Below are 13,459 nucleotides of genomic sequence, written 5' to 3'. Positions count from 1 at the left end.
TGAGGGGTCACCGGTTGGGCCGCAGGCGCTTGACCTTGTCGATGAACCCGACCGAGACCTCCTCGTCGGGGGCGTCCGCCATGGTGGCCGCGGTGGCCAGCGCGGCCGCGCCCAGGGCCGGGTCGGCGCCGCGGTCCACGTGCACGGTCATCAGGTTGCGCCCGGCCGGCGGGGCGGGCTCGGCCGGGAAGCTCACCTCGGACTCCACCAGGACCTCTGCCGGCAGCCGGGGGTCGTCGGTGGGGCCGACCCGGCGCTCGACCACCCCGAGCTTGCCGAAGTCCTGCACCATCGCGTTGATGGCGGCCATGTAGTCGCGGGGCAGCCAGCGGAGCCAGGTCCGCCGGTTCTGGAACGCGGCCAGGCGGTCGGCGATCGGGCGGGTGGTGTCCATCACCACCTCGTAGTCCTCCTCGGCGAGCACGTGGTTGGGCACCCGGGCCGGCCAGAAGGTCGGCAGGTACGGGTCGTACGGGCCGAAGCCGAGCGAGACGCTGTACTCGTAGCCCGACCGGCAGCTCGCCGTGTCGGTCTGCCACGGCACCGCCATCCACCGGGTCAGGCCGCCCGGGCCCTGGGCGTGCAGCGGGCCGTCGAGGGAGAGCGCGAGCTCCGGCGTCAGCGTCTGGCCGTAGTCGGGCGGGGCGGGCGCCAGCGGGTCGCGGTGCCGCACCCGGAACGGGCTGCTGTACAGGGTGATGTGGCGCATCGGCCAGGTCAGCTCGCAGCCGGGGTGGAAGGCGTCGGCGAGGCAGAACGACAGGGCCGCCCGGTCGAGGGTCCCGGGCTGTTCGGCGAACGGGACGTCGTCGAGGGCGGCGGGCGGCGCGGCCGTCGGGTCGTAGTCGTCGGCGAAGTCCCCGCGGGCCCACCGCTGCAGGAGGCGGTACTGCAGCGCGGAGAGCGTCATGTGCTGGCGCACGGACTGGGGCGGCAGGTTCATCGCGTCGCCGTAGACCGCAGGCCAGGGCACCGGCGACATGCCGTCGCGGTTGTAGTCGCGGACGGAGAGCCAGATCTGCCGGCGCAGCTCCCGCTGGACGGGCGAGGGGTCGGCCAGCGCGGCGACCCGGGCGGGGTCGAGGAGGTACTCGCGCCCGCCGAAGCCGAACTGGGTGGACAGGCCCTTGTTGACCCACTGCAGGCCGGACAGCCGGCGCAGCACGGGCAGCACGTCGCGGGTGAACGAGACCTGCGGCGGCTCGGGGAGCTGCCCGGCGCTGAAGAAGGAGTCGCGCACCAGGTCGTACATCGTGCGCACCGAGGCGAGTTCGGGCGCGTAGTTGGGGGGCGCGGTCACCACCCAGGCCGGCTCGACCGGGATCGGCCGTCCGTCGATGCTCACCTCGGCGGTGACCGGGCCGTCGGAGGTGTCGTCGTACCAGCCGTCGTTGTTGGCGAAGGTGTCGGCGGGGGTGCCGGTGGAGGAGGCCGAGACGCCGTGGCCGCCGAGGAAGACCAGCCGGCCGCCGTCGTCGGTGCGCAGTTCCCCGAGGTAGACCGGTTTGCCCATGAAGGTGCCGGTGTCGAAGCGGTACTCGGGTTTGTCGGAGCGGTTGCGGCCGCGCACCGAACGGGGGCCGGGGTCGATGACCAGGAGGTCCGTGCGCTGGTCGGCCTGGATCTTGGGGTTGCGCAGGTTGCTGTCGTCGGCCTGGTTCGCCTCCGGGATGTCGAGGGCGATCTGGAACTGGTACCAGGCCGCCTTCGCGTTGGCGACGTGTACGGTCCAGCGCAGGTCGGCGTTGTCGGCGGTCAGTTCGGCGACCGGCTCGCCGGCGGCGTTGTAGCCGTACACCCGGAACCGGACGCCCTGGCGCTTCAGGGCGCCGGTGACGTCCTTGTAGCTCCCGACCGGCAGCGGGGCCGGATCGTCGACCTCGGGGCCGAGGACGAAGTCGTCCATCGTGCTGTCGCCGACCCGGGCCACGCCGATGGCCGGGTGCACGGCGGCCCGGACGATCCGGGTGTCGCGGGCCGCCGGCGGGGTGATCTGCGGGCGGGCGGGGCCGGGCTCGGCCGTCGGGACGCCGTTCACGTCGCGGCGCTGTTCGGCCGAGGCCAGGTACACCGTCCTGCGCACCTCGGCGATGCTGCCCACCGGGGTGTGCTCGGCGAGAGCGTGCCACGGGTTGAGGGAGAGGTTCTCGCCGTACGCGGCCTGGCCGCGGGCTGTGACGTCCTGCTGCTGGAAGGTCAGCCGGGCCACCTTCACCGGGGCGCTCTCGGACTCCTCCCACCGCACCGTCGCCTGGTCCAGCGGCATCTTCTCGTCGTCGGTGCGGAACTGGAGCATCAGGTCGAAGGCCGCCGGACCGGCCTTGAGTCGGTGGACCAGGTCGGCGCCGAGGTAGGTGGGGTCCTCGTCGGGTGGTGTCGCCGCCGGGTCGGCCGGCTCGCAACCGGCGGGCACCAGCTTGTACTTGACGAAGCGGTCCGGTCCGAAGGCGTAGGACAGCACGCCCCAGTAGGTGGCGGTCAGCACGCTCTGCTCGAACGTGGCCATCGCGTCGAGGATCCCGGCGGTGACCGGATGGGCTTCCAGGTACTTGTCGTAACTTCCGTCGATGACACCGGCCTTGGTGAACTCGCACATGTCCTGGGCGGTGTCGACGAAGAAGACGTCGAAGTTCTGCAGCAGCAGGTCCTGGGTGCCGGCCTCGGCGTAACCCTCCAGCAGCTTCGGGCCGGGCACGCCGAACAGCTTGATGCCGACGCCGAGGGTGGTCTTCAGGTCGGGAGCGCCGGGCACGGTGTCGCTGGAGAACCGCACCCAGGCGGGCAGGCCGCCGGCCTGGGTGCGGGCGCTCTCCAGGAACCCGACGCGCAGGTCCGACGGCAGGTCGTCGGCGACGGTGAGCGTGCCGCGGGCCACGCCGTGCGGCTTGAGGAACACCGGCCGCTTGACGGGGTCCTGGCCGCGGGCCATCCGCACGCCCTGGGTCAGGTCCACGAACATCTGCTTCAGTGCGCCGGCCGCGTCCTCGGCGCAGCCGGGCAGGGGCGGCAGCCCCGCGGTGTCGTCGAAGGGCTCGGGGGTCCCGGTCATGTTGTGCTCCCGTCGGTGCGCTGGTGGAGGGGTCCAGGCCGGTGGAGCACCTCGGTCGACGTCGCGCGGCTTCCGGACCCCGGTCAATCGTGCACAGACCTTCGAGGGGCTGCGCGCCGACGTACGCCCGAAACGACCAGGCGGCGGGCCCGCTGCGCGCCGCCTCACTCCAACCGGCCAGCAGCGCTCGCCCACCCCGGGGTCCGGTGGCAGCGTCTTCGGTGACCGGTGCCGTCAGTGGCCCGGTCGGCCCGGCCGACTGCCCCGAGGAAAGGAAGGTCCATGACCAGAAGAGGATTCAGTGTCACCGTCCAGGGCGACCTGGAGGGGGACGTGCTGCAGCGGATCGGGGACACGGTGCGAAGGCTCGTCCTCGACCAGGTCGCCGAGCTCGACCTCGCGCCGCCGCTGCGCGAGGTGCCGCTCGGCGGGGCCGGTTCTGCCGGCGACGCGGTGGACGCGCTGCTGAAGCGGCCGGGGCCGATCGGGTTGCAGATGGAGCAGGAGTAGTAGTGACCGAGACCGAGGCCGGCCCGGCCCGAGCCGGGGCGACCTGCCCGAGCAGCCTGTGCGCCCCGGGCCACCTGCTGCTCGGCATCGTCCGGCAGGACGGCACCGTCGCCGCACTGCGCCCGCCGCTGACGGTGGACGCCGAGTTCACGGCCCGGGCCTCCGCCCCCGGTCTGCGCCCGCCCGAGGCACGGTTCCGCTTCGCCGGGCCCTGCGTCGAAGCGGCCTGCGGCCAGTGGGAAGGGTCCCGCTGCTCGCTCGGCGACGCGGTGGCCCATGCCGCGTACGAGGTGGGCGCGGACGACCCGGACGCTCCGCTTCCCCCGTGCGCCGTCCGCTCCACCTGCCGCTGGTGGCAGCAGAGCGGTTCCGCCGTATGCCGAGTCTGCGACCGGATCGTGCACACCATCAAAGCGCCCGCCGAGACCACCAGTTCGAGGACACTCTCGAAGCCTGGGATGTCTCCGTCCTGGCCTGGGTCTCCTCATGGCAGTGAGGAATGCACCGCTGATGCTTCAAGTTCCCGCGCGGCCGGATCGGGCCCTGTCGCCCGCGCGAGCGCCCCCGCGGCAAATCAGCGGAGTCACCGAAGGGCAATTTCATAACAGCCTGTCTTCACTATGAATACTCAGAGTGACTGCTATATGTGGGTACATGACACATGAACAGCACTCAGCGCCTCCTGGGCAGCGCCCGCGGCGCGTCCGGACGGCCCGGCTCGCCGCAGGGGCCCTGGCCCTGATGGTCGGCGCCGCAATGCCCCTGTGCCTGGACACCGGCACCCAGGCGCAGCCTCGGACCGGCGGCTCGCCCCTGGTCAGCGAGACGTTCACCCAGGCCACCGCCCCGGAGTTCACCGGCGTGGGGTCGGCCTGTCTCACCGGCGCGCCGGCTGCCGCCGCGCCCGGCCCCGGGGACCATCCGCTGGGCGGCTGCCCCGGCGGCGTGGGCCCGGTGCCGCCCCCCGACGGCGCGCCGCACGGCTATCTGCGGCTGACGGACGCGTCCAACGACCAGGCCGGCGCGATCCTCTACAACAACGCGCTGCCCGCCAATCAGGGCCTCGATGTCACCTTCGACCAGTGGCAGTACGGGAGCACGACCCCGGCCAACCCCGCTGACGGCATCTCGTTCTTCCTGGTGAACGGCGACGGTGCGCTGGCCCACCCCGGCGCCTTCGGCGGCAGCCTCGGGTACGCGCAGAAGCTTCCCGACGACGACCCCACCGCCACCTTCCTGCCCGGCGTGGACCGCGGCTACCTGGGCGTGGGGCTCGATGTCCTCGGGAACTACTTCGGCGACTGGGAGCACCGCGGCAACGGCTGCCCCACCCGCTCGCCCGCCGGGACGGCGTTCCGCGTCCCCGGTCCCGGGGCCAACATGGTCACGGTGCGCGGCCCGGGCGACGGGATCGAGGGCTACTGCTTCCTGACCGCCACCACCAGCAACTTCAGCACCACCGCACCCTGGCCGTCGACGCTCCCGGGCACCCTGCAAGGGCCGCTCACCGTGCTGCCCCCGGGGGCCACCCCCGCCCAGGCCGAGACCGCGCTCGAACCCTCGCGCCGCCGGGTCCATGTCGAGCTCACCCCGACGCCCGCCCCGGTGCTCACCGTGTCGGTCGACTTCAACGACGGCACCGGCTCCCACCAGGTGCTCAGCACGCCCGCCCCGCAACCGGTGCCCGCCACCTACAAGTTCGGGTTCGCGGCCTCCACCGGCCTGTTCACCGACGTGCACCTCATCCGCAACGTGGTGGTGAGCAGCAACCAGCCGCTGCCGCAGTTGAACCTCGTCAAGCAGGTCCGGCAGCCGCTGCCCGGTGACCTGGTGGCCGGGACACGGGTGCCGTACGACTTCGTGGTCACCAACTCCGGTGCCACGGACATCACCGGCCTCGCCGTCAACGACCCGAAGGTCGGCCCGGTCTCGTGTCCCACGACGACGCTCGCGAGCGGCCATACGGTCACCTGCACCGCCACCTACACCGTCACCACCGCCGACGTGACCCACGGTTCCATCGACAACACGGCCACCGCGACCGGCACCTCGGGCGGCCAGCCGGTCTCCTCGCCGCCGTCCTCGCAGAGCGTGCCGATCGAACGGCCGCCCGGCCTCGCCATCGAGAAGCAGGCGCAGACGCCCGGCCCCTACACGGTCGGGCAGACGGTCACCTTCCGCTACACCGTCCAGAACACCGGGGGCACCGAGCTGACCGGCCTCCACGTGACCGACGACCACGTCGCCGACATCACCTGCCCCTCGACCACGCTCGCCCCGGCGGAAAGCCCGGGCGACCGCACCACCTGCCACGGCACGTACACGATCACCGAGAACGACGCCACGGCCGGCTCCGTCACCAACACCGCCACCGCCACCGGCACGGCGAACGGCCAGCCGGTCACGTCCCCGCAAACCCAGCTGACGCTGCCGATCGGGGCGCCGCACCTCACCCTGAAGAAGCGGGTCCTCTCGCGCGGCCCCTTCGCCGTCGGAGACACGGTGGAGTACTCCTACACGGTCACCAACACCGGCAGCACCGACCTGCACGGCGTGCTGGTCGACGACGACCGCATCGCCGACGTCAGCTGCGCCGCGACCACGCTGACGCCCGGGGCCGGCACCACCTGCCACGGCACCTACACGATCACCCTGGCCGACATCGAAGCCTGCAAGACGGCCCACAACCGCGGCGGCGGCGAGAAGGGCTGCGACATCACCAACGTGGCGTTCGCGGCGGCCACCGACCCGCACGGGAACCCGATCGTCAGCGAACCCGCCAAGGCCACCATCACCGTGGGAGAGAAGAAGGACTCCTACTGCCACAAGCACCCCGGCCACGGCCACTGCCGCAAGGGACTCACCGAGCCCGCGCCCGACCAGGAAGACGACTGACGACACCTCGCCACCCCCGGCCCTCGCGCCCCCTTCCCGCACCGCGTCCCCTTCCCGTACCGCGTTCACGCGCCGCTTCGTCTAGGGTCCGGGCCGGTCGGCGTTCCACCCCTTCGGTAGGGCCTCGTCGCAGAAGACGCAGACGAAGTCCTCCTCGCGCACGATGTTGAGTTGCCGGCAGGACGGGCAGCGGCGGAACAGCACCTCGTGCGTGAAGCCGGACGGGCGAACGACCCCGGCCTGGTCCAGGGCGCCGGCGACGGCCGGCCACGAGCTGACGTCCGGGCAGTAGCCGGTCGACTGGTTGCCGACCTCGTCGACCGCCCACCGCCCGGACCCCTCTCGGAAACCGATCTCACCGGCGCCCAGGACCATGTCTCCACCAGCAAACACGCCCACGTGCTCACCGCGGCGCGGTACGAGTCGCAGGGCCTCGGCCCGGCCTGATCGACAACGAAGGTGAAGGGCTCGGACAACACGCTCCCCGGTTCCACCACGTCGGTGTGTTCTCCGGGTGTTCGGAGATCTGCCGCTGACGTCGTCGACCCCGACGCGGCCCAGTCTGAGCTAGGTTCTCCCCGTGACTCCTCCTCGGCGTAAACGCCGGGGCTTCTCGTTAACCCTGGCGGGCGTCGCGACGGGCCAGCCCGGCCCGTAGAACGTTGATGGCTCCTACCGTGTCGGCGTACGCGCGGTGGCCGCAGGCGACGCAGTGGAACTTCTCCTGAGTGGGCCGGTTCTCCTTCGCGGTGTGCCCGCATTCAGGGCACTCGCGGGAGGTGTTGCGGGGGTCCACGGCGATGACTTCCCGTCCGGCGCTTTCAGCCTTGGCGTGCAGGATCGTCAGGAACACCCCCCAGCCGGCATCCGAGATCGAGCGGTTGAGTCCGGCCTTGGCCGCGGCACCGTTGGGCAGGAAGACGCCCGGTTGGTCGGGGTCGGGCTTCGGCGCGGGGGCCGCGAGCATGTTGCGGATCTTCAGGTCCTCGTGCGCGATGAAGTCGTGCTCACGGACCAGCCCGAGGGCGGCCTTGTGGGCGTGGTCGAGCCGTTGACGGCGCACCTTGCGGTGCAGGTCCCCGATCCTCCGGATGGTCTTCTCCCGCCGGTTGCTGCGTCGCTTGCACCGGGACAGGGCCTGCTGTGCGGCTTCGAGCTTCGCGGCGGCGGCACGGGCGTGACGCGGGTTGGGAACGAACCCGCCGCCGGAGTCGGCGAGGAAGTTGGCTATCCCGAGGTCGATGCCGACCACGCTGCCGGTCGGGGGCAGCGGCTCGCAGTCGCCCTGCTCGGCGGTCAGGATCACGTACCAGCGGTTGCCCTCACGCTTGACCGAGACGGTCCTGACCCTGCCGGCCACCGGGCGGTGCTGGTTGACCTTGACGTGTCCGACGCCTTGCAGACGGACGCGGGTCACGGGGTCGTGCGGGGTGGAGTCCCAGCGGCAGCCATCCCCGTCCTTGGGAAACTCCACCGTGTCGAACCGGTTCACTCCACGGAACCGGGGGTATCCCGGCGTCCGGCCGGCCTTCACGCGTCGGAAGAACGCGGCGAACGCCTTGTCCAGACGGCGAAGCGTGGCCTGCTGGCTGGAGAACGACCAGCGTCCCTGGCGCTGCGGGTCGAACGCCCGTATGTCCTTGAGCTGTGCGGACTGCTGCCCGTACTTGATCGAGGTCTTGGAGACGTGCCGGTACGCGTCGCGGCGCTCCTGAAGCGCTCCGTTGTAGAGCGAGCAGTGATCGCGCAGCATCTCGCCGAGCGCTTGCGCCTGGCCCACGGTGGGCCGTATGAGGAACTTGTACGCACGGATCATCCGACCCACCCCCTTTCGATGCTGACGGTTGGTCATCCTACCCTTGGCCCATGTCACCACGCTGGGAACCCGACCCCGATATGCGGCGGGGAAACCACGTTGTCCACAACCTGCACGCGCACTTGGTATTCGTCACCAAGTACCGGCGGGACATCTTCACCGACGAGATGCCGACGCGGTGCAACGCGATCATGCGCGACGTGTGCGAGAGCTTCGGCGCGGAGCTACGCGAGTTCAACGGCGAGGGCGATCACGTCCACCTGCTGGTGCACTACCCGCCGAAGGTCTCCGTCTCAAAGCTGGTCAACAGTCTCAAGGGTGTCAGCTCCCGCTACCTGCGCGCCGAGTACACCGGGCGCACCAACCGCATCGGCATGGGGTCCGTGTTCTGGGCCCCCTCGTACTTCGCCGGGTCCTGCGGCGGCGCACCGCTGAGCATCGTCAAGGACTACATCGAGAACCAGAAGCGGCCCACCTGACCGTCACCACGCAAGCGCAGGGACCTACGGCGCTCCGCGCCTCCGTGCCAGGGATCGCATTCCCTCCCGGCCTGAAGGCCGGGATTCCCTGCGAAGATCAGGTGATGGCAGACATAGACCCGCTGGTACCTGTCCTTGCCGGGCTGGTCGTCGACAGCTGCGACGACGACGAAGTGGATCCCGACTCCGCGGTGAGGATGCTGGAGAGCGTGGCCTCGGTGCTCAAGGGCCTGCCGTCCGAACAGCTCGACAGGTTCCTGGTGGTGCTCAGGAGTCTGGCCGAAGTGGAGCCCGAGCCCAGTCGGCGGGAGTTCTTGGAGGCGTTCCCCTTCACCTGCGGCTTGGTCGAGGAAGAGTCCTGCGCAGTCGAGACGTCTCCTGGCACGCTGGTGGCATGAAAGGTTTCCAGGACCGAGAGCCGATTGATTCGCTCGTTGCCGCGGACTCTCCCTCATGGAGCGTCGGGGCCGCTGCAGGGCGTCGGCTGGCGGTAGTACCTCATATCGAGGACGTCGCCGAAGTCCTCCACCGCCTTTTGCTCGATGTTCAAGACACCGGAGTGACCTCGGAGACAGCCGTGGCCTTGTTGGTACGTGAGGACCTACCGGGTCTACGCGCCGTGCTCGCCGCCCTAGCCAACGCGACCAACCAGGGAACCGCTGACCAGCTCAGCGCAGAGCTTGACTGTGATCTGCGCTGGATGACCGGCAACGGCATGACCGAGCTCATCCGGCAACTCAAGACGCTGACGTCGGACGCAGATTCAGGGGTTCGCGACGAGGCCCAACGGCGACTCTCACTCCTACGACAGAACAACTGATCTGCGGTGGTCCGTCACCACTGGCGCAAACCGCCGTCGGCCCACCTTCGGTGACACGCGGTCCAGGTTCCCTGGCACAGGTCAGGGGGCGTTCAAATGTAAGCAGCTGAGGAGAGCGAAGGCCGTAGGCCGACGCTGGGTCTGATGACGGCACCGACGCCACCTCGCCGTGTGCGCACTCACTGGCTTCCCTGTCTCCGCGCTCCGGTCCGGACCGGGGCCGGTGTGGATCGTGTCCGTGTCGATGGCGTGGGGGAGCACAGCGTCGGCGGGTTCGGTGTTGTCGGATTCCGTGAGGCCCGCCGTTCCTGTCGACTCCTTCGGTTCCGTCGGGACCGGAAATTCTTCGGTGTGTTCCCGTCCGGGTAACCCCGTTCAGGGCTCCGGGACAGGAAGATTTCCTGTCCCGCATGTCGGTGCCGTCACCGCAGGGGGCTTGTGAGACGAAGCCAGTCCGGCTGCTGCTCCGTTCGGCGCCGGGTTTCCGAGGGCACAGGCCCGTTGGGCTGTTCGCAGGCGCTGGTGGCGACGGCGGTCGCGCCACCATTCCAGCCGGTCGTGTGAGGCCTGGGGGAAGACGGCGTTGAGTACGGTCCAGGCCCCGGCAGGTGCGGCAAGGAGCAGGATCGCCCACCAAGGGGTGTGGTTGTGGAGCAGGAGGACCGGTGAGATGACACCGGCGGTCCCGGCCAGGGGCAGGGTCCGGTTGCGTTTGTCCACCTGAAGCCTCTCTCTCCTCAACGACGGCGGGGGCTGCTCGTCCCGCGTGTGACAGCGTTCCTTCACCGAGTCAGGGGCGATGCAGTGTTGTCCTGTTGTGTGCCCCGGGTGGAGAGGTCTCTTCCACCGTGGTGGAGAGGGATGGAAGGTGTCGTCGGTTGCTCAAATCCATCGTCGAAGGGGTTGTCGATGCTGAGGGACTACTCGGTGAGGTCGCTGGCGAGGAACTCGCCGGCCTGCCGCCAGCTGTTCCGGCGGTGCCCGCCGCCCTGGGGCGCTGTGCCCCGGGGTGCTGGGCCGGTTGGGTTGACCACCTGTTAGCGTGCGCGAATGGAAGATCTGGGAGCTGTGGTTTGGCCGCCTGAGCCGGTCAGGACCGGGAGGCTCGTGCTCCGTGAGTCCGAGGTCCGGGACCGTGCGGCGTTCATCGAGCTGCTCGCCTCGCCGGAGGTGCACGCCTACCTCGGTGGCCCCCGGCCGCGTGACGAGCTCGAGCGCGAGATGCCCGGGGCGCCCGAGCGGTGGCCCGGGAGTTTCGTCGTCGAGCTCGACGGATCGATGATCGGCCAGATCCTGCTCAGGAGGGCGACGGGGCACCGCCGTCCGGCCGCCGCGGGGAAGATCGATCTCGGCTACCTGTTCCTGCCGCGGGCGTGGGGACTCGGGTACGCCGCCGAGGCCTGCGCGGCGGCACTCGGCTGGCTCGCCGAAGCGCTTCCCGGCGAGCCGGTGGTGCTCACCACCCAGAGCGCCAACATGGGCTCGATGCGTCTGGCGGCGAAGCTGGGGTTCACCGAGGTGGAGCGGTTCGAGGCCTGGGGCGCCGAGCAGTGGCTCGGCATGCGCTCCCCGGCCACGCCGTCCGATTGAGCCTGCGTCGCAACCGCCGGGGAGCACCCGCCCGCCTGCGCGGAGGGAGGCCTGCAACCGCGACCTGCCCGCGTGGATGCCGTCCGTCACCTCGGCGCATCCGTCGCTGCGGACCGTCCCGCCGCCCGTCGCCGTGCCCGCTGTCTCGCGTCGAGTGGGCCCGTCCGTGAGGAAAAGGCTTATGCAGGCCGGTGCGCCGTCCTCGGCGGAGCCAAAGCCAAAGCCGAAGCCGGTTGAACCGGTGGAGCGTCACGTGTGTGCCCTGACGCTCCTGGGGGGCTCGGTGCCGTGGGCGCGGATTGCCGTAGTCGGTCCAATCGAAGGGGACCGTGCCCAACGCCTCGCCTGCCGTCTGACAGTCAGATCGGGAGTGCCGTCGACGACGCGGCGCCCGTCGAGGCCTTCGCCATCAACCTGTCGTCGGCCTCGGGGCTGTCCCGCTACTTCCGTCAGCCCGGCGGCGGAGACGTGTCGGTGGGTGAGACTCAGCCAGCACCCGAGTGGTTCGGCGACGACGACGCCGACACCGACGCCCTGGCCGAAATCCTCCTGGACGACCAGGCCTGGCCGACGTTCCGCATCCCGTTCCAAGGCGGTCACAGCGCCGTCGTCGTCTACCGGAACCTCATCGGCGACTTCGGGATCGACTACCTGCTGACCCAACCGGCTTGGCCCCGGACATTGAGCCTGTCCAGCTTTGACGGCGACTGGTACGGTCCGGGCCTGTCCTGGCGCGACATCCTGTACACCGCCGAGACGCCGGACCTGACCGCACCCTGCGTACACGACACCGCGGCCCGCCTCGTGCTTCTGCTGCCGCTGCTCGCCGACGACGAGTTGCCGCCGGAAGCGCCGGCGCGCGTGAACGCCGCTCTCACGGCCATCGGAGCACCCGAGGACTCTGCCCAGGACACGGCTGACCACCTCCTCCGGAACAGACGGCCCGCAGCCAGGCACCGTGGTGGTGCCGAGTCTCCGCTGAGCGGTCGCAGCTACCGGCACACTGAGCCCGGCTCAGATGAATCGGCGGTGTTGTGGGCGCTCGACCAACGACGTGTCAATGACCGGCGTTGGCGACCGCGGCCCAACGCCGTGATCACCGCCCTCGGCGCGCCGACGAAGCCCCGCCCCGCAGCTCCACCTTGACCCGAACGCAATCCCGATCCTTCGGAGGGGCTACCAAGTTCATGCCCGGCATCGTTCTCGACCGGCTGTTCTGATGCTCCTATGGGTTGTCAAGCGGTGGTGAGCCATTCGCGGTAGGCGTTGGCGAGGTCGTCGTTTCGGCGGGTGCCGCGTTCGAGGGTGGAGATGGTGGCGGGCCAGACGCCGAAGTGGTTGGCGACGGCGGTGAGGGTGATGTTCTTGGCCTGGCGGGCGGGCCGGAGGTCGGCGGTCTCGGGGGCCGTGACGGTCGTGGTGAGGCAGCGGAAGATCTCGCGGGCGATGGCGCGTTTGAGGAGGCGGATGATCTCCTTCTTGGTGCGGCCGGCCTCGCTCTGGCGGGCGACGTGGTCGCGGGTGCGTCGGTCGCTGGACATCCGGCACAGGGCTATCCGGTAGAGGGCGGCGTTGGCCGCGCGGTCTCCGCCGCGGGACAGGCGGTGGCGGTTGGTGCGGCCGCTGGAGGCGGGCACGGGTGCGGCTCCGCACAGGGCGGCGAAGGATGCCTCGCCGCGGAGTCGGTCGGGGTTGCCGCCTGCTGTGATCAGCAACTGGGCGGCGGTGTCGGGGCCGACCCCGTGGGTGGCTCGCAGGCCGGGGTTGAGGTCGGTGACCAGGGCGTCGAGCGTCCTGGTGAGGGTGTCGTGCTCGTCGGTGAGGGCTTTGACGCGTTTGGCGAGGGTCTTGAGCGCGGTCAGGACCGCGACGCGGACCGTGTCGCCGGCGGGACGGAGCCGGGCGAGGGTGTCGGTTCGCTTGTCGCCTTGCAGGGCACCGTACTTGGCGCGGATGTCGTCGGGTGCGCCGATGAGGGTGTGGGTGATCTGGTTGAGGGTGGCGGTGCGGGCTTTGACGGCGGAGCGGGCCGCGTTGTGGAGGGCGCGGATGCCGGCGACGGTGTCGTCCTTGGGTGCGGCGTCGGCCCGGCCGGAGAGGGCCGCGCGGGCGGCGGCGTAGGCGTCGATGGGGTCGGACTTGCCGATGCGGCGGCGTTCGGCCCGGTCGGGCCGGTTGACCTCCACGACGGTCAGGCCGGCCTGGCGGGCGGCGTGGGTGAAGCCGGAGCCGTAGGAGGAGGTGCCTTCCACCCCGATCGCGGTCACGGTGCCGTGGGCGGTCAGGAACGCGATCGCGGC

At 70.6% G+C, this 13,459-nt stretch carries 10 protein-coding genes and 1 pseudogene; 7 read left to right on the top strand and 4 right to left on the bottom strand.

All coding sequences use genetic code 11. The features are described from left to right. Positions 1-7: 7 nt before the first annotated feature. Positions 8-3,049, bottom strand: coding sequence for a LodA/GoxA family CTQ-dependent oxidase (locus ACFV6D_RS12720; protein ID WP_380559554.1), 3,042 nt, complete (start codon positions 3,047-3,049; stop codon positions 8-10). Between the two features lie 282 nt (positions 3,050-3,331). Here ACFV6D_RS12720 and ACFV6D_RS12715 point away from each other — a divergent pair, with 282 nt between their 5' ends. Both ACFV6D_RS12715 and ACFV6D_RS12710 read left to right on the top strand, forming a co-directional pair. Beyond that, a complete protein-coding gene (locus ACFV6D_RS12715) occupies positions 3,332-3,559 on the top strand; it encodes a hypothetical protein (RefSeq protein WP_363367991.1) in 228 nt (75 codons plus the stop codon). 756 nt (positions 3,560-4,315) lie between these two features. Then, the gene (locus ACFV6D_RS12710; RefSeq protein ID WP_380559552.1) at positions 4,316-6,454 is read left to right on the top strand and encodes a hypothetical protein; all 2,139 of its coding nucleotides are present in this window, start codon (positions 4,316-4,318) and stop codon (positions 6,452-6,454) included. Between the two features lie 81 nt (positions 6,455-6,535). Here ACFV6D_RS12710 and ACFV6D_RS12705 read toward each other — a convergent pair. Beyond that, positions 6,536-6,951: pseudogene (locus tag ACFV6D_RS12705) on the bottom strand (hypothetical protein). Between the two features lie 119 nt (positions 6,952-7,070). After that, a complete protein-coding gene (locus ACFV6D_RS12700; RefSeq protein ID WP_380559550.1) occupies positions 7,071-8,270 on the bottom strand; it encodes an RNA-guided endonuclease InsQ/TnpB family protein in 1,200 nt (399 codons plus the stop codon). Positions 8,271-8,320: 50 nt separating this feature from the next. On the opposite strand from ACFV6D_RS12700, the gene tnpA reads away from it, so the two are divergent. The 5 genes from tnpA (at position 8,321) to ACFV6D_RS12675 (ending at position 12,305) form a co-directional block, all read left to right on the top strand. Next, entirely contained in the window at positions 8,321-8,749 is a 429-nt protein-coding gene (gene tnpA / locus ACFV6D_RS12695; RefSeq protein ID WP_380559548.1) for an IS200/IS605 family transposase, read from the top strand. A gap of 104 nt (positions 8,750-8,853) precedes the next feature. Beyond that, positions 8,854-9,147, top strand: a complete 294-nt coding sequence (locus ACFV6D_RS12690; RefSeq protein WP_380337681.1) for a hypothetical protein — start codon at positions 8,854-8,856, stop codon at positions 9,145-9,147. Continuing rightward, positions 9,144-9,569 (top strand): hypothetical protein, encoded by a 426-nt coding sequence (locus ACFV6D_RS12685; protein ID WP_380494927.1) that lies wholly within the window; start codon positions 9,144-9,146, stop codon positions 9,567-9,569. The genes ACFV6D_RS12690 and ACFV6D_RS12685 overlap by 4 nt, the downstream gene beginning before the upstream one ends. Before the next feature lie 1,050 nt (positions 9,570-10,619). Next, the gene (locus tag ACFV6D_RS12680; RefSeq protein ID WP_380494929.1) at positions 10,620-11,159 is read left to right on the top strand and encodes a GNAT family N-acetyltransferase; all 540 of its coding nucleotides are present in this window, start codon (positions 10,620-10,622) and stop codon (positions 11,157-11,159) included. A 474-nt stretch (positions 11,160-11,633) separates the two neighbouring features. Further along, positions 11,634-12,305 carry a hypothetical protein gene (locus ACFV6D_RS12675; RefSeq protein WP_380559546.1) on the top strand — a complete coding sequence of 224 codons (672 nt, stop codon included), beginning with the start codon at positions 11,634-11,636 and terminating at the stop codon, positions 12,303-12,305. Positions 12,306-12,394: 89 nt separating this feature from the next. On the opposite strand, the gene ACFV6D_RS12670 is transcribed toward ACFV6D_RS12675, so the two are convergent. Continuing rightward, on the bottom strand, positions 12,395-13,459 hold a 1,065-nt coding region (locus ACFV6D_RS12670), incomplete at its 5' end, for an IS110 family transposase (RefSeq protein ID WP_380559544.1).

This window comes from Kitasatospora sp. NPDC059812 (genome assembly GCF_042732075.1).
Classification (GTDB): Bacteria; Actinomycetota; Actinomycetes; order Streptomycetales; family Streptomycetaceae; genus Kitasatospora.
The sequence above is the reverse complement of the archived record's forward strand: the minus strand, read 5'-3'. Positions and strand labels throughout refer to the sequence as shown.